Raw genomic sequence first — 19,185 nt, 5'->3', positions numbered from 1 at the left:
TCGCTGTCGTTCTCAAAATCGGTGGAGCTGCATGACAAAGTCATCGGGCATTATCTGAACATAAAACACTATCAATAAGTTGGAGTCATTACCCACCATGCCTTCAAAACAGGCTTTGAATTGGGTCTCTTTGGAGGAGAAAGTACTTATTATTGGCAACTGCTGAGCTAAAAAACGTTTTGCATCACATAAGCACATAAATTTTTCATACTGACTATCACTGAAATCGAGCTGTTGGGCAGCCTCGTCGCGTTTCGGGATACTTCCCCTCCCCGCCAGCAGTGCCGATTGTCCATCAAGATCCTGCCACCCCCAGAACAATGCAGGGTATTTCAGTTGTTCCTGCTGCTCAGCATTCAGAATATCCGTAAAAAAATATGAAAAAATACGAGTATCCCAAAAACGAAAAATCCCTTCCCGTCCTTCTTGCCGGGCATTAGTGATTTGAGTCAGCCATTCTCCCAATCTGGATAATGGCCAAAGAGAACATAAGATCAGTAAAGGCGCCGTTGAGGACATCTCTTTTGCCAGCGCCTGAAGCCAGTTCCATTGTTGCAAATCGTTAAACATAATCCGCATCAGCAACGGTGCGTCCTCGGGATAAATATCCTCAGGCAAATCCTTATAGAGAGACTGCCATTTAATCTGCGGTGAAAAGCCAGATAACGCAGGGATCACGGAGTAATCCACACTGCACTGATCAACAATGACATCGATATAGTTCTGCCCAATCTGCTGGCAAAGCCGTTTAGCCCCCTCTAACCAGGCATCAGAGTATTCATTCTGCACTTGTTAACTCTCCCTTGGCACAAATCCTTTAGCCATCTCCTGCGCCCTTTTCAGGCACTCCTTACAGACAGAGGATGGAAGTTCCGGCATCGGAAAGTCTTCGCTCTGCGGTCCGAGCATTTCGTGCTGGCCCTTCAGGCTCAGCAGGCCAGGCCCGTGAATATGAATCTCTCCCTGCGGCGAAAGCCGTATATACGCTCCGCCACAGCTAAGCGTGATACCGTTTTTCGCCGTAAGCTGCAGATGGCCCTGAGTGGACTGCACAGTCACGTCTTTCAGAGAAGTCAGGGATAGAGTGTCTGCGTGTGATTCAAAAGTCATCGGGCCTTTTGCAGAAACAAGCCGTACTCCTTCCTGCTGAGCCAACATCGAAATCGCTTTGCTGGCATTGACAGAATGACGTTGTGCCGTAGCTATATTGACCTCACCCAGACTTTGCAGGTAAAGACCTTTTCCACTGTGCATTATCGTACTTTCAGGTGTCACGGCAGCTATTCCTTTTGGTGCCGCTATTAATAAGGCGGCCTCTTTCAGATTTTCTGCTCCGTTGACGAATTCCCTCAGCGAATCGGCATCCGGCGAAAAGTTGTGATGGGCACTGGTTATGCTCCCCCACTCGATTATCTGGTTCAGAGCCCCTTTTAGCAGGCTGATGGCCGGTGCCATCTCCAGCACTTCCCCCTGCGCCTGCGCCTGGCCGTCCGCCGTGATGAACAGCCCCTTCTGCGCCCGTATCGCGCCCCACGAGTCGGTACGCAGTTCAAAGCCCTCGCCGCGCTTCTGCTTTTCGCTGTCGACCAGGTGACCCAAATTCAGCTGGCTCTTGCCACCGTACTCCGTACTGACCTTGATGTGCTCTTTCCCGCGCTCGTCGTCGAGGCGGATTTTGTTGTTGGCCGGGGTGCGCAGGACGTTGCGTTTGTAGTTGCGGATGGTGACGTGGTCACCGTGCGCCGAGTCGTGCAGCACGCCGGCGATGTACGGCCGGTCCGGGTTGCCGTCCTCAAAGCCAATCGCCAACTCCGTGCCCGCCAGCAGCGGCAGGTGCAGGCCGTAAGTGTCGCCGGCATACGGGCGGGACTGCCGCACCCACAGGCTCTCAAAGCCCGTTTCCCGGTCTTCGCGGTCAAACATCATGTGAACGCGGTAGCGCCCGTCTTTATCGATATGGCCGTAGGTGTCGTTTTCGGTGGTACTGGTGACGCGTGCCGGCAATGTGCCGGCCATCACCGGGCGCGCGCCGGGCGCGGGGCGAAAACAAAAATCAGTGCTGTCCGGGATACCGTCAAAGCTGACGCTGAAGTCCTCATCACGTCGCGCATGGCTGTGCATCGCCGTGACGACCACGCCCTGCGCGAACACCTCTGCCACTTCTTAGCCGCCGGTGACTTTGAGCACCTGACCCGGCGAGAGGGTCGGACAGCCGGTGATGGCACGGGCCTGCGTCTGGCCGTTCAGGTAGCGCTCATGACGAATACGGGCATAAAACGCCCCGGACTCCGGTGCCGGATTACGGTCGTGAGCAACGCCCGGGGTCAGATAGTTGTCGGCATAGTGATAGGCATCGCCACAGGTGGTGGTATCCCCGCGGGTCGCATCCACCCGCGCGTTCATGTCCTCCGTGGCCTGGCGGTAGTTGTAGTCCCGGGTGCTGACCTGCTTCTGCACCACGCTGTGATGGCACGCCATCCCCCAGACCGAGTCTATGCCCTGAGAATGCTGGCCTGACGGCGGAACCGAGGGTAAGGTCAGGCCCTTCTCATAACCGTCCTGACCGTCGTAAAACGCCACTACGTCGATGTTCAGGCGCGTATCAGTGGTAAAGCGGAACCAGATACCCACCTCACCCAACAGGCGGGTAATAAAGTGCAGGTCATCCTCGCCGTACTGCATCACCTGCTCACGGCGCGGGTACTCCTGGCTCAGCGAGAACAGAAAATCCTGACCGCGCATGCTGTGACGCTCGCGCAGAATTTTCTCGACGATTTGCGGGACCGACATGTCCTGATAAATGACGTTCTGGTGCGAACGGTTAAGCAGCGCCAGGCGTGGCTGGAGCGTCAGGGCATAACGGGTTTCATCCTTTGAGGTGCTGAGGCGCTCAAAGCCGCTCACCACCCCCTGAAGAGTACGCACGGCCTGCTGCTCTTTAATGCCGTAACCCTGGTCAACCGGGGCCTGCAGCGTCAGGGAGGCCGCTTTCATCAGCATCATTTCTTTGCTGATGGCATGATCCGGACTGGTGAATTCAATACGGTAGCTGAACGGCGTGCTCAGGGCCTCGTCGCCCTCGAACGCCAGTACGTCAAGCTCTGCCTCGCAACCCTTCACCGCCAGCCGGTGATGGTTATGGCTGAATCTGATCGGAGGCTGACCACTCATGCGTGCACTCCTTGTGTACGGTCAAACGCCAGCCCGATACCCTCTTCCTCACTCCAGCTAAGGTGTAACCACTGCGGTTTCTGTTTCGCAGCCATGTAGGTCAGCAGCTGCTGACTCAGCACCGGCAGGATTTGCTGGTTGAGCAGACTGTCGGCATTACGCGCCCCGGTATCCGGCAGCAGGCAGGCGGCGGTCAGCGCGTCATACAGGCTCTCATCAATGTGCGTGGTCAGGCCGTAATGAAGATGTAAGCGCTTGCTGACCTGTGCGAGCTTCATTTCCACGATGGTGCGCATCGCCGTTTCATTCAGCGGGCGGTAAATCACCGTCTGGAAGCGGGCCAGCAGCGCCGGCTGGAAGTGGTCGCGCAATATCGGGCGCAGCAGTTCGTGCAGATCGCCTTCGGTGGCGTCCGGCTGCTCATCGAGCAGCTGCATCAGGTGGTCACTGCCGAGGTTCGAGGTCATCAGAATAACGGTGTTGCGGAAGTCGATTTCACGCCCTTCACCGTCGCGCATAAAGCCACGGTCGAACACCTGGTAGAACAGGTTCATTACGTCGCGGTGAGCTTTCTCTACTTCATCCAGCAACACCACGCTGTACGGACGCTTGCGCACCGCTTCGGTGAGAATGCCGCCCTGGCCGTAGCCGACGTAACCCGGCGGTGAGCCTTTCAGCTGAGAAACGGTATGCGGTTCCTGGTATTCCGACAGGTTGATAGTGATGAGTGACTTCTCGCCGCCGTACAGCACATCCGCCAGCGCCAGCGCGGTTTCGGTTTTACCCACACCACTCGGGCCGACCAGCAGGAACACGCCCTGCGGGCCGTTCTCTGACGTCAGTCCGGTTTTGGCTGCCCGCAGGCGCTGGGCGATGGCCTCAAGGGAAACATCCTGACCGACGACACGGCTGCCAATTTCGTTTTCCAGCGTCAGCAGTCCGGTCTGCTCGTCTTTCATTAATGAAGAGAGCGGCACGCCGGTCCAGTCAGCAATCACGTTTGCAACCGTGCGGGTGTCCACGTCCACCTGAACCAGCAGATCACCCTGCTGCGCCTGCGCCAGCTGCTGTTGCAGTACCGCAATCTCTGCCTGCTGGCTGTTGCCCTGGCGGCTGGCCATCAGTTGCTGTGCCAGCGCCTTTTCGTTGCTGAAACGCCCTTGCTGCTGCTGAAGAAGATCTTCCAGTTCATTCTGCTGCTGCTCAATGATGCTCAGACGGCCACCATGACGGCTACAGCCAGCGGCGATATCTGCCAGCAGCGCCTGCTTTTCCAGCGCCAGCGCGGTCAGTTGTGCTTTCAGGCACACCATGGCTTCCGGAATAGTATCGAGGCTCATACGTACCCGGGCGGCGGCCGTATCCAGCAGGTCAACCGCCTTGTCCGGCAACTGGCGACCCGTCAGATAACGCCGCGACAGGCTGACCGCTGCTTTTACTGCATCGTCGGTGATATGCACGCCATGGTGTTCTGCATAGCGGGACTTAAGCCCCCGCAGCATCAGGCAGGCGGTCTCGTCGTCCGGCTCGTCGACCAACACCCGCTGGAAGCGCCGCTCCAGTGCAGCGTCGCGCTCAAAATATTGTTTGTATTCGGACCAGGTTGTCGCAGCAATGGTGCGCAGTTCGCCGCGCGCCAGCGCCGGTTTCAGCAGGTTGGCCGCATCCGCGCCACCGGCCTGGTTACCGGCTCCGATGATGGTGTGGGCTTCGTCGATAAACAGCAAAATTGGTACCGGTGACTGCTGTACGGCGTCGATAACGTTTTTCAGCCGCTGTTCGAACTCACCTTTCACCCCTGCTCCCGCCTGCAACAGGCCGAGGTCAAGGGTGCGCAGGATGACCGGTTTGAGGGACTCAGGTACGTTACCTTCGGCAATACGTAGCGCCAGGCCTTCCACCAGTGCGGTTTTCCCGACGCCCGGTTCACCGACCAGAATCGGGTTGTTTTTACGGCGGCGGGAGAGAATATCCACCATCTGGCGGATTTCCGTGTCCCGACCGAACACCGGGTCAATCTGACCTTCTCTGGCTTTGGCGGTGACGTCGAGGGTGAATTTATCCAGCGCGTTCTGTAGCGCCGGGTTTAGCTCACCGTCTTTCAGTTCTGCACCAGCCGGGCGCCCCACAAACTCCACTTCACTGCCGTGTTCATGGGCAAGCCCGGCTTCCAGCTGCAGTTCCGGCCGCTCGTCAGATTGTGCGTCCAGCAACGGGCGCAGGCGGGAGAACTGGCTCATCCTGAGCGTCAGCAGTGGCCACAGACCATCACAGTGGATCAGTGGCGGGTTTTCAGTCAGCGCCATCAGCAGGTGGACGCTACGGATACGCTGTTCCCCGGCAAGCGAAGCCAGCAGCCAGGCTTCCTGCAGCAGTTTCTGGATATCGGCGGATAACTGCGGGCGGCTGCGTACCGAGCGCGGTTGATTATCCAGCCAGCCGAGCAAATCCTGCCACAGCGCATCCATCTCCCACTCGTAGCGGCGCGCCAGCACCGTCAGATCGCCTTCCCCCTGCTCCAGCAGTTTCAGCAGCCAGTGCTCAGGTAAAATTTCCGCATGGGCGCGGGTCTGACAGAGCGAAGCGGCCCCTTCCATCGCACGGGCACAGTAAGGGTTCAGACGTCGCAACAGGATGGCTGGATTTTCCATGAATCTCTCTCTTTGTCGGTTGCTGGACACGCTACCGCCCATCGCTGTTTCCCATGACGGAGACCAAAGCGCACAAGGTCGGGCGGGCAGATTGTGAGTTTCTTTGCTGAAAGCCCGCACAGGCAGACGCTCAGCAAAACAGCGGAAAGGTCATCCCCCTCCGCTTAAAAACGAGGATTACGCTAAAGAGTTCGTGTCGCAGGAAGGCGGCAAGTTCGTAAGTCTCCGGGAACATAGATAACTATGTGACCGGAGCGAGCGAACGCAGCCAACGCACCTGTGGCGCGAAATATGACGCGTAATCAGGCGGTGGCGCGTTCGTTCCAGCTATCGGAATGAATGATGTTGCCGTCTTTGTAGGTCCAGGTGATTTTTTCGTAACGCAGTTCGATGGTTTCGAGGTGGTTATGCTTCTCGTAGGATGGGTCTTTGATGTCGTGCATTTTCGGTGCGACTTTCACCAGCTTGACGTTTTCCAGCTTAGTGTTGAAGTACTCGACTTCCTGACCCGCGTCGTTGATTCTGTACCACTTAAACTCGGCGGACTTCAGGGTCTGACCGGTAGTCACCGCCTTGTACAGGTACGGGCTGGAGGAGTCGATTTCCTTGGTGAACAGGAATGGCGTGTGGATACGGGTACCGGTCAGCTTGCCGGTATTGTTATCGGTCGGGATATAGAGGCAGTGATCCTGAGCAACCACTTCGATACTGCCTTCACGATCATGGACGTCTACAGACCCTTTAATGTCCGCACCGCCGTCGTCTTTCAGCCACAGATAAACAGGAATAGCCATGGAATTACTCTCCATTGTGTTGTGATGCACCATCATCCTGAGATGGTGCCGGGTGTTTGTCGGGTATCTGACAGGCATTGGCCTGCGGTACCAGACTGATCTCGACACGGCGGTTGAGCGCACGCCCGCCCGTGGTGTCGTTGGTTGCGACAGGACGACTTTCGCCATAGCCCTGCACTGCAAAACAGCTTTCCGGCACGTCGCCGGTGTCACGCATCCAGTTGCGTACCGCTTCGGCACGGTTCAGAGACAGCGTCTGATTGAGTTGCGGATTGCCGGTGTTATCGGTATGGCCAGACACGACAATCAGCCAGCCCGGCTTCGCTTTGATGCCGACCAGTGAATTCACCAGCATTTTGGTGGAGCCCGCTTTCAGCACCGATTTGCCGGAATCGAACAGCGACATACTGTCGAGCTGCACAATTTTCGGTACCGGTTTGGGTTTCGGCTGTGGTTCAGGCGGCGGGGGTGGAGGTGGAGGCACATACGAGCGGATCGCATCCAGCACCGGCAATCGCAGACGCTCGCCCTGATACAACCCCAGGCTAAGCCGGGCCGGTACGCCATTGCGCGCCCAGTCATCCAGCAGAGCCGCATCGTCACGTAAGACGGCAACGGCGTCGGCTTTAGGTCCGAAATCCTTCATCGGTATGCGGTGATAGCGAGCAATATCGAAGCTCACACGCTGCAGCAGTTGGCGATTGTTCCAGCCACTGCTGAGCAGCGCGGCAATGGCCGCCAGCGTGAAAATCCCGAACGCATAACGCCAGGTGCGGCCTTGAGAAGTTAACCCCCGCCCTGCCGGCAGCAGCGGCAGGATAAAATCCGGGAATGGGGCGTTCACCGTCCTGTCCGTGCCTACCGGCTGCCAGCCAGCCACCTGTTGCAGGGCGGTGTGGCGGGACAACCATGCTGTCCAGGCCGATGCTGCCAGACTTCCGGCAAGAATCGGGCCTATTCCCCACAGCACCGCCGTGGGTGCGATGACCGGAATATCGGGATTCTCATCCATAAAGACGGCTTTGACGTGCTGATGGAACCAGCTCATCAGGCTGTTGATCAGCACCTGTTGCTGCATCGCTGGTGCACCGCCGGTGGTGACCCATGCGGCAATTGAGTTTGGTGCTGAAGACTCACGCCAGACCCTGACGCCTTCACCCGTCATAGCCGCCTGCCAGAGCAGGTCATTTGTCATCGCGCTACCGATCTGACCGTTCAGAACCAGCGGCACGGAGTGTCCGGTTTGCTTACGCAGCTGGCTGATTTGCCAGCGCAGGGTCAGCAGGCAACGGGAAAGTCGCTCGCTGTCAGCGTGCTTCTGCGGGCAAACACTGACCATCACCGACAACTGAGGTCCCCAGTCAGGACGCAGCCGCAGGACCTGACGAGCTGCCTGCTCCAGATTCTGAGGGTCCTCCACGCGAATCCAGCACCCCTGCGTGACCGTGAGCACCAGTGACTGATGAGGCCAGACCTGCGGCAGATCGCCACAGACCAGCACCACCGGCTGACGGTAAGTGGCTTCAGGTAGATCATCCAGAGGCAGGGTGTCATCGTGCTCAGCACGACGACTTTTGACATACCAGAACGCCAGGATAAGCCCCAATAGCGCCACCAGAATGAGCACAGAAACCAGTCGGGATACCGGCACAAAACCCAGGCAGACCACTGTACTCAGCAGGGCGGCCCACATCGCAAGCCCGCGCTGCTGTGCAGGGCTCATTTCACGGCCCCCGGCAACAGGGTCAGTAGCGTCTGATCCAGCCAGTGATCCAGTGCCCACCAGAGCGCGGCGATCACCACCACGCTCAAGCCAATACGAATGGGCCATGACGCCAGCCAGCCTCCCATCCCTCGTCCGGCACGGCTTTCCGCCAGTACCGGATGCGTTTGCGGATAGCTGTATGGCGTGACATGTTCACTGAGTATGTTGATGAGTTTCTGGCGTTCCGGGTCGTTCAGCGAGCGGAAACTACCGAGGAATCCCACCATCATGACTCGCTGGAAGCAGGTCACAACAGCGTGGTCAGGAACCGGTTCACGTAGCACATCACGCATCCGATCGCACAGTGTGTCGCCAGCGTCCATAGTGCCGAGGAAATACCCCTGCAGCGGAATGTCATACCATTGCACACAGGCGTCATCCTCCACACCGCGACCTTTGACCACCTCATCGATCAGCGCACACTGTGCTGTGAGAATATGATGACAACTGGCTTCATCGAGTTCACTCGCTTTAAGCTCACGCTGCACGCGCTCCACATCAGCAATACAGCGATCCCACAACATCCGGCCTTCACCGTCCTGAAACTCCGGGCCGTTACGCAGGCTGATCACCTGCAGTAAGGTGTCCTGAAGCAGCATATCGATATCAACAGATGCGGCAGTACTGCCTTGAGATGCACTCATGTTCTCAGTACCGCAAAGAGTTCAAGTTCAGGCTCGCCGAGCATTCCAGGAACGTAAAACATGCAGGTGCCACCCTGGAGCATTTCGGTGGCCAGTGGATGAGAGGCATCAAGGCTGAAATACTGGTTTTCCAGACGCAGTGGAATCGCTGCCGGCACATGGCGCAGCGGCGTCAGAGGTACACCCACCCGCGATGAATTAACGATACTCCTGACATGATCGGGACTGCCGGCCTTGCACTGACGCGGGAACTGCTCCTGCAACTGCGCCACGGGCAACGGCGATCGCACGGAGAGGTAGTAATCCGCCCCTTCGCGCAGGCGTGGGTCATGCAGACGAGCCTGCCAGAAGTGAAGTCGGGCATCATGCTCGAGCTGAATCGCCACCACTCGCGATGGCAGGCTGGCTTCCAGCAGGTCGCCCAGTAGATCAAACAGCGGCGGGAAGACGTTATTCAACTTCTCATGCTGCCAGACCGGGATGGCGCTCACCTGGTGCTCCAGCGAGAAGGTCAGCAGGCTGCCAGCCAGCCGGGCCAGCTCAGGATAAAGACGTTCAGGCGGGCTTTGCAGGTGGCGCTGAAACTGTCCCAGCACCGGCTCCGCACTGTTCAGGGCATTGAGCAGCCAGAACAGAGACACATCAGCCACGGCAAAATCGGCCATGCGCTCGTTACTTTCCCGGCGCATATCCATCAGCCGACTCAGACGAGCGCGCAGTTGCGTCATCAGCTGTTCCAGCTGTGTCACCAGCCATCGGCTGCCCTGCAGAGTCAGCAGTGGCGGAAGCCAGGTTTCATCGGGTTCCCAGTTCCCCTGTGAATCCTGCTGCAGACGAGCGACCGGACAGGTCAGGTAATCGCTGTTGTTCTGATGGGCGAAACGCAGAGTCAGCTCTGGCTGCATCACCGCAATCTGGCGGGTGTCGTCTCCAAAGGCATTGCGGACATCCCGCCAGCGCTGGCGATAACGAACAGGACGCTCGGCCACCTCATCAGGTTTGAGGCAGTTACCGCCATTCGATCGCAGCAGCGGAAGAGCCAGAACCACCCGCTCCTCATGTGAAGCGCTTTCAAGCGACAGTACCGGTGGCAGCTCGTCGGCATTGTCAGTATCAATCAGCGTACCGTCCTGAAAACGGACATGCAGATGACGAGCCTGCAGACGGCCCAATTTTAGTGCTTCCGGTTCGAAAGCGACATTTATCACTCCCCAGGGCTGTGATAAACCCAGTCGGGCGATACATTCCACAGACCAGGCCGCATAGGCAGCCTGTTGCTGGAAGTGCTGGGGAGAGACCATCTGGCCCCTGCCCCATAATGGTTGTTCCGTTTTCATTAGCTTCCTGCCTTAGCTTACGATTTGGCTTTCGGCATCTGGGAAACCAGCGACAGATTGACGTCCATGCCTTCCACCTGGAAATGCGGCACGGCGAACAGTTTTACGCGGAAGAAGCCGGGGTTGTCCTCGATATCTTCAACCACTACTTTTGCATCACGCAGCGGGTGTGACGCCTGCAACTCGTCGCCCGGATCGGTCATTTCAGTCACCAGACTGCGCACCCAGGTATTGAGCTCCAGCTCGAGTAAACGGCGATCCTTGGTGGTGCCGATGTTTTCGCGCTGAATGAGCTTCAGATAGTGCGCGATACGTGACAGCAGGAAGATATAGGGCAGACGGGCGTTGATGCGGCTGTTGGCCGTCGCATCTGCCGTGTCGTACAACGCCGGCTTTTGGGTGGAGTTGGCAGAGAAGAAGCAGGCGTAATCGCGGTTTTTGTAGTAGGACAGCGGGATGAAACCAAGGTTGGCGAACTCAAATTCACGGGTTTCCGGAATCATCACTTCAGAGGGGATCTTCACCTGATTACCGGTACCGAGATCGTACAGATGGATAGGCAGATCCTGCACAGCGCCGCCGGCCTGCGGACCCCGGATTTGCACACACCAGCCGTTGTTGATGAAGCTTTTCACCATGTTGGCAGCAAAAGCAAACGAAGCATTGGTCCACAGGTATTTATCGTGATCCGGCCCCTTTACTTCCTCAATGTAATTGAAGCTGCGCACCGGCACGGTATCAGGTCCGTAAGGCAGGCGCCCCAGCACGCGTGGCATCACCAGCCCGATATAGCGGCTGTCGTCCGTTTCACGGAAAGATTTCCATTTGATGTATTCTGCCCGGTCAAAGTAGTTGCCAATATCTTTAATGGCCGCCACCTCTTCCATTGAGCTTTTCAGGAAGAACTGCGGGCCGGCAGAGCCGATAAACGGCATATGTGCCGCTGCGGACACCTTCGAGATGTTGCGCAGCAGGGCGATATCCTGCGCCGAGGCATCAAATTCAAAGGCAGAAATCAGCGCGGCAATCGGCTCGCCACCCGGGCTGTCGTACTCTGCGGTATAGGTATGCTGGTATAATCCGCTCTGAATAATCTCCGGCGCGTCTTCAAAATCCTGACGCATATCCTCTTTAGACAGGTCAAGTAACTCAATTTTGACGTTCTGACGGAAGTCAGTTTTGTCCACCAGCGACTTCAGCCCACGCCAGGTACTTTCTGTTTTCTGAAATTCCTCATGATGCATCACCGCATCCAGCTGGCGGCTGATCTGGTAATCAAGCTCGGCGATATGGTGGTCAATCAGCGTCTTATCCAGCTTTTCAACTTTTGAACCCGATTTAGTCAGGCACTCAAGGAAAACCTGCATTCCGGCGGTCAGTCGCTCATCAGCGGTGGCATCAGACATCGCCTGGCTGTCCTGCCAGATATCCAGGGCGCTCAGTTCAGAGACCGGGTTCAGGTTGATTTTTTCAAACAAGGAGGCATACACGCCCCCGGCTTCCGGACGTTCCAGCACGATGCTTTCGCTACCCGCGGCATTCTCATTTTTTACAGACATCAGCATTTCCTTCATTAATCCGTTAAATCATCGGGACCGTTACGGCTGTTTCGGTGCCAGAGCAGATAACTCACCGCGCAATTCAGCGCTGAGCGCCGGGTCGAGCAGGATTTTTTCCAGCTCTTTACGGAAGGTCACGTTGTCCAGCAGGTTAGCTTTGAGGTCACGGAGCAGATTGCGCATGGCGAGCATGGCCCGGAGTTGCGGGATTTGACGCGCAATCTGTTCTGGCTCGAAATCTTTCATCTCACTGAAGGAAAGGCTGACACTTTCTTCGCTGCCATCGCCGGCCAGGGTGTTTTCGACTGACAGATGAACGGCAGGCAAGAATCCTGTCATTACGCTGTCGAAGTTGTTTTTATTGACGCTGACGGTCTCACGTTCCGACACCGGACGTTGCTCTGCGCCATTGCTGTAATCGCCGATTACCATCAGCTTGAGCGGGAGTTCGATTTTTTTCTGTGCGCCGCCGGTATGCAGGCTGAGCTGGATGTTAACGCGGGCCTTAGGGATCTCGGACTGATAGGAGTTAGACATGGCTGTCCCTGTTCTATGGAGTAATAGAAGCGGTTAATGCCACTGAAAAATTAATAAGAAAGACTTACCTTTAAACAACCACTTCCCCATTCACGCTACCCGAAAACACGAGTCTGTAATCGGGCAGATTCCATTCATCAGCGAGCATGACACCTGTTTTTAAGCCTTTCTCTGAAAATTTAAAATTTCAGATAAGTACTCATTGACGAAGTTTAGAAACATTGGTTGTGTGATTGGAAATGAAAAAATGTAACTAAAGCTTACAAGATGCAAGTTTAACAACAATAGATCATCAAATTGATTTATAAGAATTTTCTCAAGAAATACTCTACAAACCCCATGAGATAAGGGTGTGCGCTAATTGATCAATGTAACTCGCCGTTTAAAATCGTATAAAGCCTCATCACTTTCCTGTGGAATGTGATCCTCTGCTTTTTATGTAAATATGAGAGCCGGGTCGTAGGCCGGTAAACGAAATGTTCACCATTGTGTTGAAAGTGGATTTTTTGTTTTTACTTAAACATTGCTTAATATTATTTTTGTGCATAAAGAGAGGGAAATGTAACTGCTCGTCGTCTCTTATTGAGCAGAAGGCTGGCATCCGGCGCACGCTGAAGTGATGCTAAACTTTGGCGGCAGAGATGACCCGAATAAGAGACTGTCAGATTGAAAAAGCGGCTGACCGCAGTCATGCTGGATCAGGAGAGGATGCTCAGAGCGGTGAAGCGGTGTGCTGACAACAAATCCGCAGCGTAGAATGAGTAAAATCAGATGAGTTTTGACCCCGATTTATCAAAACGAGGACCAAAGGTGTGAAAAAGAAAATTACCCTGCCCCAGTTTGGTCAGCAGGCTGATGCAGAGGTGTTCGGCAATAAAATCACCATACGCTATGAGGGCAATGAATCCTTTCCCAGAGGCCTCAAAATAAATGAACAGTATTATGTGGTGATTGATGGCGAGGAAAAAACCATGACGCTGGTGCGCAAGCCAATGGGCTCATGGCAGTTCACTCTTCAGTAACGACCTGTCGCTGAAAACCACCTCGCTTCGGCGAGGTTTTTGTTGTCTGGCCGCCACCAGACGTTGCACCACAACGGCCAGTCGCTAAGCGCGTTGTAACGTTATCGCAGTCTGCGGTTATTGCCGCAAAACGCGGCGTCTATCAATCCGGCTGATGAGGCTTTGCCTTGCGGTAAGCCGAGGGCGTAACGCCGTGTACCTGACGAAAACGGTGGCTGAAGTGGCTGGAAGAGTGAAAACCGCACTGCAACGCGATGTCAGTAAGGGTTAATGCTGGCTGCGTCAACAGCATCCGGGCACGCAGCATACGGCGTCGCATCACAAACTGATGAGGGGCCTCACCCGCTGAGTGACGAAACATACGGGCAAAGTGATACTCACTCAGTGCCGCTTCGCTCGCCAGATCGGCCAGCGTTAACGGCTGATCGAGATGCGCATCGATAAATTCAAGAACCCGACGCAATACGGCAGGCGCCAGCCCGCCCCGCACCTGAGGCAGTTGCCACTGTACTTCGCTATATTCCTGCAGCAGATGAGTCAGTAATAACGTTGTCGCACTGCTCAGCGTGAGCTGGCTTGCAGGCTGTTGCCAGTCGCAGCTCAGCAAAAAATGCCGATAGAGCTGGGTAATGCGCGGGTCGGCAGAGAAGATTTTCTCGTGCAGATTTAGCTTCGCCGGACTGCGATCCCATACCTGCTCAGCCAGCTGGCGCAGCTGGGGCTCGCTGCAGTAAAGGTGAACAAAGGCGAGATCGGCACGCAGATCCCAGGTCGATTCTATCCCCGCCGGCATCAGGCAGAAACGATCCGGTCCGCCGCCATTACGCCAGCCCTGCGCGGTTTTATGCCAGGTATCGTAGCCCCCTTCCACATACAGACTCAGCGTATGGTGATCGCTGAGCGTCGTGACGCGATCGCCGCTGTTAAACCAGGCCGCCAGTTGCAGACCATTTCGCAGCTCCACCCGATCGCGCAGCTGCGCTTTATGGCGTTGCAGGGTTTCAAACGTCTGGTAAGTACGCATCCGGGTATCAGCTTCAGGGGAACAGAGTGCCAGTTTACGGATCTGACGGGACAGAGAACAGACCACATCGGGACGCATCATAAAAATGCGCAAGATTTTGCAAATCTGCCGCAGCCTGATGCAAGCGCCGCCTGCGCTAAAGCCGCACACTGCGGGCTTTAGGGTAAGGAACGCGACGATGAATCTGTTTTTATATCTCTCGGTGGTGCTGATCTGGGGCACCACCTGGATTGCCATTTATGCGCAACAGTCGGTTGGCACCAGTGCGGTGACCGTTGCCGTGTTCTGGCGCTTTTTACTGGCTTCAGTGGTGATGTTACTGCTGCTTAAAGCGGTGAAGCGCCTGCATCGCCTGAGCCTGCACGATCATCTGTTCTGCCTGCTGCAGGGCGGCTGCGTGTTTGGCTTCAACTTTGTCTGCTTCTATTACGCGTCCGGGTATATCAGTAGCGGGCTTGAGTCGGTCATTTTTTCCATGGCCGTGATGTATAACGCCATCAATAGCTGGATTTTCTTCGGCCAGCGCCCTTCGCCGCGTCTGATTCCGGCGGTGTTGCTGGGTATGGCAGGCATCGTGGCGCTGTTCTGGCATGACCTGCGTGAAACCCAGGCATCTGGTGAATTGTTGTGGGGAATGGGATTGAGCGCGCTCGGCACGCTGGGCTTTTCGTTCGGCAATATGATCAGTCAGCGCCATCAACGGCGGCAATGCGATGTGCTGACCACCAACAGTTATGGCATGTTGTATGGTGCGCTGCTGATGGCGCTGGTGTCACTGCTGCAGGGCGTTTCACTCTACCCTACCTGGAACGGGCAATGGCTGGCGGCATTGAGCTATCTGGCGATAGTTGGGTCGGTGATCGGTTTTGGCGCCTACTTCACGTTGGTGGGTCGCATCGGTGCCAGCCGGGCCGCCTATACCACGGTGCTGTTTCCGCTGGTTGCGCTGGCTTTCTCTACCCGTTACGAGGGGTATCAGTGGCATGCCAGCGCCATCCCTGGCCTTGTCATGATTTTGCTGGGCAACCTGGTGATGTTTGCCCGCTGGCCGGCAAGCCGTCGCCGGGCTATCGTCTGACGAGGAGGCGGGCTGTGGCCCACGTCCGGATGAGCGTCATGCCCATTGCTGCTGTTGAATGAGTTTTTGTGGTTGGTTGATTGCCTTACGTGCAATCCAGTAGAGCAGAACACGCTCATCGTCACTATCGCGATCGGCCATCGACAGCAGTTTGAGCGCCAGCGTCGATTTGGTCACAGGCTGTTGTTCAGCACTCAGTTCAATCACTGCCTGACCGATAATGCAGCAAACTTCATCCTCACTGGTGATGGATTCATATGTCCGGTCTTTCATATTTCCTCCTGATAAGTGAACCCTTAGCCTGGCAAAAAATCTGGAAAGCTGCAGGCATAATCGCCTGAGTGAAACATTATCTTACGGCTACTTACCCTTACTTATTAAACTGCCGCTTTGGTTATCTTGCAGCGGAGGCCGTTCATACCCTCTCAGCGGCATTTCATGCCGCGCCTGCTTCCGTTCATGCCGTTGTTCGCCACGCGCGCGTAAGGCTGCCCTATTCTGTCCGCAGTTTCCAGATTCCCGGACGGGAGAGAAAATCATGAACCAGACTCAACAGGCTTCGCACCAGCGCACCCGCTGGCTCACACTGATCGGAACGGTGATTACCCAGTTCGCACTGGGATCGGTTTATACATGGAGTTTATTCAACGGCCAGCTGTCGCAAAAGCTGGATGCCTCGATCAGTCAGGTGGCGTTTTCGTTTGGCCTGCTGAGTTTAGGCCTGGCTATCGCCTCGTCGCTGGCGGGAAAATTGCAGGAGCGTTTTGGTGTACGCCGCGTCACTATCGGTGCCGGTATCCTGATGGCATCAGGATTCTGGCTGACCGCCCATGCAGACAACCTGATGATGCTCTACCTCAGCGCTGGCCTGCTGGTCGGTCTGGCTGATGGCGCCGGTTATCTGATGACGCTGTCGAACTGTGTGAAGTGGTTCCCGGAGCGCAAAGGTATGATTTCGGCCTGCGCAATTGGTGCATACGGACTTGGCAGTCTGGGCTTCAAATTTATCTGCGGCGCGCTGCTGACCCGTGTCGGTCTGGAACAGACCTTTATTATCTGGGGCGTGCTGGCGATGACGATGATTATACTCGGAGCCCTGCTGATGCGTGATGCCCAGCCACAAAGTGCCGCCAGCGCCAGCCAGCAGCAGGCACGCGATTACACGCTGGCCCAGTCGGTACGTTTGCCACAGTACTGGATGCTGGCGCTGATGTTCCTGACTGCCTGCATGAGCGGTTTGTATGTGATTGGCGTGGCGAAGGATATCGGTGAAGGGCTGGTACATCTGAGCACGCAGACTGCTGCCAATGCCGTTACGGTGATTGCCATTGCTAACCTGAGCGGGCGTCTGGTGCTGGGTATCTTATCTGACAGGATGTTGCGTATCCGGGTGATTTCGCTGGCGCAGGTGGTTTCGCTGGCGGGAATGAGCGTACTGCTGTTTACCCACATGAATGAAACGACCTTCTTCCTATCGTTAGCCTGCATCGCCTTCAGCTTCGGCGGCACCATTACCGTATTTCCCTCGCTGGTCAGTGACTTTTTTGGCCTTAACAACCTGACCAAAAACTATGGCCTGCTCTATCTCGGCTTTGGTATTGGCAGCGTAATGGGCTCACTGGTGGCGTCGCTGTTTGGCGGCTTTACCGTCACCTTTAGCCTGATTATGACCCTGCTGGTGATCTCACTGTTACTGTCATTGACCATTCGCTTACCGCATCAGCCTGTGACGGGTAAAGCGGTGTTGCAGCGCCACTAATGTTTACGGGCCGCGTCCACGCGGCCCTTTCGGATCAGCCGCGGAAACGCGGCTCTGCGATGCCCGCCACGTCGACCTCAACCGCAAAAATATCGCCTGACTCAGGATAGCGTGCCAGTTCTTCTTCGGTGCGATCTTCACGCGAACTGGTGATAAACAGGGTTTTCAGATCCGCCCCGCCAAACGCCACCATGGTAGGCCATTTCACCGGCAGCAGGATTTCTTCCACAATTTCGCTGCTTTGCGGATCAATACGCACCACCCGCCCGCCGTCGAACTGGGCTGACCAGTAATAGCCCTCACTGTCGACCGCGGCGCCATCCGGTAAGCCGCCGGCGGCATCGAAGCGGCGGAAAACGCTGCGCTCGCCCGGTTCACCCTGGCTATCTAACGGATAGCGATAGAGCACCTCGTTGGGCGTGTCGCTGTGATACATCCAGCGACCATCGGGAGAGAACGCCACGCCGTTAGAGATTTTGATGTCCCGCGCTTTGACTTCCAGCGTCAGTTCCGGCGTAACCCGGCATAACAGTCCGCCGTTTTTATCCTGCGGTTCCCACAGGCTGCCACACCAGAAATTGCCCCAGGGATCGACACGGCCATCATTAAAGCGACTGCGCGCGGCTTCACCTGGATTATCCGCCACCTTCTGTTGCGGTTTACCCTGCGCATCCAACAGCCAGACGCCGCTGCGCAAGGCGGCAATCAGGCCGCCCTGTTCACGTAAGCCGATACAGCCCACCTCTTCAGGCTGGGGAAACGTCTGCAGTTCGCCACTGACCGGGTCAAAACGGTGAATCGCCGGTGCCAGAATATCGACGCACCACAGCACCTGCTCCTCTGTTGACCAGAGCGGGCATTCACCCAGTTCCGCCTGCAACGCCAGTACATTTTTCACTTCATGCGCCATGTTTCTCTCCTGTTGAAAACGTCTGCTAATAATGTAGCTATAATTTATTTTAAATGAGAATTATTTTCGCTTGCTTTTAAGATTATTCTCGCTGAGAATAATCGCTATTCAGCCCTTTCTTATTTCCTTCTCTTTTTGCGGCGTCATTTTTCGCAAACAGAAATATTCAGTAATATCTGCATAAATAACTCTACATTTCCTGCATCTTCACTCCACTTTTCCAGCGTAATGTCGTAGTCATTGGAAAAGAGGAGACGTTTCCTATGAAAAGATTAATTAAAGTCGCGTCGGTAGTCGGGCTGATAACATTATTAAGCGGCTGTATTATCGAACCTCGTCACGACAATGGCTGGCATCACGGGGGCGGCGGGTATCATGGAGGCTATCACGGTGGGTATCATGGCGGACATCATCACCGCTAACGGGCAAAGACGTCACACAGCATAATATAAAAATAGAAAAATTAAGGGCGGGATAATTATCCCGCCCATTTTATTTAGCTTTTGACCGCATAATTACACTGGAACCAGGCTTTCTTTAGCCCAGGAATATGACTGTCCTGGGCAGGTAGCGATTCCACTTTATCGAATCCTTTCTTATTACAGTAATTTGCCAGGTCAATTTCCATCGCATCCCGATTGACTTTTAACGGGTCAAACCGGTACTGGACAGTATTTGAGCTGGCATCTTCGTCAATACGTTCAAATGCCCCGGGTTTACTGGCGGTACAACCGCTCAGCAAAATAAGCGCCAGCGCGCCAATAATCTGTTTTTTCATTTATTTATCCTCACAGTGCTGCGCAGTGTAAATCGCAGCACCTCGCGCATCCATAAGACTAATGCGCGAAAACCAAAACTTGACAAGCTTTTACCGATTAATGCGATTCGATTAAACGGCTATCGCTATCATAGTGAGCATGACATGATGCATTCA

The 19,185-nt window shown here is 55.5% G+C and carries 15 protein-coding genes and 2 pseudogenes; 4 read left to right on the top strand and 13 right to left on the bottom strand.

Features of this window, described 5'->3' with window-relative positions:
- A partial coding sequence (locus FHW04_RS15730) for an IS1 family transposase (protein ID WP_001401901.1) occupies positions 1-78 on the top strand: 78 nt, incomplete at its 5' end.
- Positions 79-351: 273 nt separating this feature from the next.
- Here the strand turns inward: FHW04_RS15730 and FHW04_RS15725 are convergent.
- The 9 genes and pseudogenes from FHW04_RS15725 to tssB all read right to left on the bottom strand — a co-directional run.
- A pseudogene (locus FHW04_RS15725) lies at positions 352-789 on the bottom strand (DUF4123 domain-containing protein); the annotation flags it as partial.
- A 3-nt stretch (positions 790-792) separates the two neighbouring features.
- Positions 793-3,171 (bottom strand): annotated as a pseudogene (locus FHW04_RS15720) (type VI secretion system Vgr family protein).
- The gene (tssH, locus tag FHW04_RS15715; RefSeq protein ID WP_089561708.1) at positions 3,168-5,822 is read right to left on the bottom strand and encodes a type VI secretion system ATPase TssH; all 2,655 of its coding nucleotides are present in this window, start codon (positions 5,820-5,822) and stop codon (positions 3,168-3,170) included. The pseudogene FHW04_RS15720 and the gene tssH overlap by 4 nt, the downstream one beginning before the upstream one ends.
- Before the next feature lie 302 nt (positions 5,823-6,124).
- A complete protein-coding gene (gene hcp, locus FHW04_RS15710; RefSeq protein ID WP_089561707.1) occupies positions 6,125-6,616 on the bottom strand; it encodes a type VI secretion system effector Hcp in 492 nt (163 codons plus the stop codon).
- 4 nt (positions 6,617-6,620) lie between these two features.
- A complete protein-coding gene (locus FHW04_RS15705) occupies positions 6,621-8,339 on the bottom strand; it encodes an OmpA family protein (RefSeq protein ID WP_089561706.1) in 1,719 nt (572 codons plus the stop codon).
- On the bottom strand, positions 8,336-9,025 hold the full coding sequence (gene tssL / locus FHW04_RS15700; RefSeq protein ID WP_089561705.1) for a type VI secretion system protein TssL, short form: 690 nt from the start codon (positions 9,023-9,025) through the stop codon (positions 8,336-8,338). Before tssL ends, FHW04_RS15705 begins: the two co-directional genes overlap by 4 nt.
- Entirely contained in the window at positions 9,022-10,362 is a 1,341-nt protein-coding gene (gene tssK, locus FHW04_RS15695; protein ID WP_069728750.1) for a type VI secretion system baseplate subunit TssK, read from the bottom strand. The genes tssL and tssK overlap by 4 nt, the downstream gene beginning before the upstream one ends.
- 17 nt (positions 10,363-10,379) lie before the next feature.
- Positions 10,380-11,927, bottom strand: a complete 1,548-nt coding sequence (gene tssC, locus FHW04_RS15690; RefSeq protein ID WP_031375893.1) for a type VI secretion system contractile sheath large subunit — start codon at positions 11,925-11,927, stop codon at positions 10,380-10,382.
- Positions 11,928-11,960: 33 nt separating this feature from the next.
- Complete coding sequence (gene tssB, locus FHW04_RS15685; protein ID WP_031375892.1) at positions 11,961-12,458, bottom strand: type VI secretion system contractile sheath small subunit; 498 nt, start codon at positions 12,456-12,458, stop codon at positions 11,961-11,963.
- Between the two features lie 812 nt (positions 12,459-13,270).
- Here tssB and FHW04_RS15680 point away from each other — a divergent pair.
- On the top strand, positions 13,271-13,480 hold the full coding sequence (locus FHW04_RS15680) for a hypothetical protein (RefSeq protein WP_089561704.1): 210 nt from the start codon (positions 13,271-13,273) through the stop codon (positions 13,478-13,480).
- A 142-nt stretch (positions 13,481-13,622) separates the two neighbouring features.
- Here FHW04_RS15680 and FHW04_RS15675 read toward each other — a convergent pair whose 3' ends face one another.
- The gene (locus FHW04_RS15675; protein ID WP_031375890.1) at positions 13,623-14,504 is read right to left on the bottom strand and encodes a helix-turn-helix domain-containing protein; all 882 of its coding nucleotides are present in this window, start codon (positions 14,502-14,504) and stop codon (positions 13,623-13,625) included.
- Between the two features lie 178 nt (positions 14,505-14,682).
- On the opposite strand from FHW04_RS15675, the gene FHW04_RS15670 reads away from it, so the two are divergent.
- The gene (locus FHW04_RS15670) at positions 14,683-15,582 is read left to right on the top strand and encodes a DMT family transporter (RefSeq protein ID WP_031375889.1); all 900 of its coding nucleotides are present in this window, start codon (positions 14,683-14,685) and stop codon (positions 15,580-15,582) included.
- 36 nt (positions 15,583-15,618) lie between these two features.
- On the opposite strand, the gene FHW04_RS15665 is transcribed toward FHW04_RS15670, so the two are convergent.
- A complete protein-coding gene (locus tag FHW04_RS15665) occupies positions 15,619-15,855 on the bottom strand; it encodes a hypothetical protein (RefSeq protein WP_031375888.1) in 237 nt (78 codons plus the stop codon).
- A 265-nt stretch (positions 15,856-16,120) separates the two neighbouring features.
- Between FHW04_RS15665 and FHW04_RS15660 the strand changes: the two genes are divergently transcribed.
- Positions 16,121-17,341, top strand: coding sequence for an L-lactate MFS transporter (locus FHW04_RS15660; protein ID WP_031375887.1), 1,221 nt, complete (start codon positions 16,121-16,123; stop codon positions 17,339-17,341).
- Positions 17,342-17,375: 34 nt separating this feature from the next.
- Here FHW04_RS15660 and FHW04_RS15655 read toward each other — a convergent pair whose 3' ends face one another.
- Positions 17,376-18,251, bottom strand: coding sequence for an SMP-30/gluconolactonase/LRE family protein (locus FHW04_RS15655; protein WP_031375886.1), 876 nt, complete (start codon positions 18,249-18,251; stop codon positions 17,376-17,378).
- 496 nt (positions 18,252-18,747) lie between these two features.
- Positions 18,748-19,029 carry a hypothetical protein gene (locus tag FHW04_RS15650; RefSeq protein ID WP_031375885.1) on the bottom strand — a complete coding sequence of 94 codons (282 nt, stop codon included), beginning with the start codon at positions 19,027-19,029 and terminating at the stop codon, positions 18,748-18,750.
- Positions 19,030-19,185 lie beyond the last annotated feature (156 nt).

The organism is Pantoea sp. AN62, assembly GCF_050432985.1.
Taxonomy (GTDB): Bacteria; Pseudomonadota; Gammaproteobacteria; order Enterobacterales; family Enterobacteriaceae; genus Pantoea; species Pantoea brenneri.
Note: the sequence above shows the minus strand (reverse complement) of the source record. Positions and strands in the feature narration are given on the sequence as shown.

What these genes read in the sequence shown, in the direction of transcription:
- tssB (WP_031375892.1), bottom strand. Translation starts at nt 12,458, where the DNA reads ATGTCTAACTCCTATCAGTCCGAGATCCCTAAGGCCCGCGTTAACATC.
- FHW04_RS15670 (WP_031375889.1), top strand. Translation starts at nt 14,683, where the DNA reads ATGAATCTGTTTTTATATCTCTCGGTGGTGCTGATCTGGGGCACCACC.
- tssH (WP_089561708.1), bottom strand. Translation starts at nt 5,822, where the DNA reads ATGGAAAATCCAGCCATCCTGTTGCGACGTCTGAACCCTTACTGTGCC.
- FHW04_RS15675 (WP_031375890.1), bottom strand. Translation starts at nt 14,504, where the DNA reads ATGCGTACTTACCAGACGTTTGAAACCCTGCAACGCCATAAAGCGCAG.
- tssL (WP_089561705.1), bottom strand. Translation starts at nt 9,025, where the DNA reads ATGAGTGCATCTCAAGGCAGTACTGCCGCATCTGTTGATATCGATATG.
- tssK (WP_069728750.1), bottom strand. Translation starts at nt 10,362, where the DNA reads ATGAAAACGGAACAACCATTATGGGGCAGGGGCCAGATGGTCTCTCCC.
- FHW04_RS15660 (WP_031375887.1), top strand. Translation starts at nt 16,121, where the DNA reads ATGAACCAGACTCAACAGGCTTCGCACCAGCGCACCCGCTGGCTCACA.
- FHW04_RS15665 (WP_031375888.1), bottom strand. Translation starts at nt 15,855, where the DNA reads ATGAAAGACCGGACATATGAATCCATCACCAGTGAGGATGAAGTTTGC.
- FHW04_RS15655 (WP_031375886.1), bottom strand. Translation starts at nt 18,251, where the DNA reads ATGGCGCATGAAGTGAAAAATGTACTGGCGTTGCAGGCGGAACTGGGT.
- tssC (WP_031375893.1), bottom strand. Translation starts at nt 11,927, where the DNA reads ATGCTGATGTCTGTAAAAAATGAGAATGCCGCGGGTAGCGAAAGCATC.
- FHW04_RS15650 (WP_031375885.1), bottom strand. Translation starts at nt 19,029, where the DNA reads ATGAAAAAACAGATTATTGGCGCGCTGGCGCTTATTTTGCTGAGCGGT.
- hcp (WP_089561707.1), bottom strand. Translation starts at nt 6,616, where the DNA reads ATGGCTATTCCTGTTTATCTGTGGCTGAAAGACGACGGCGGTGCGGAC.
- FHW04_RS15705 (WP_089561706.1), bottom strand. Translation starts at nt 8,339, where the DNA reads ATGAGCCCTGCACAGCAGCGCGGGCTTGCGATGTGGGCCGCCCTGCTG.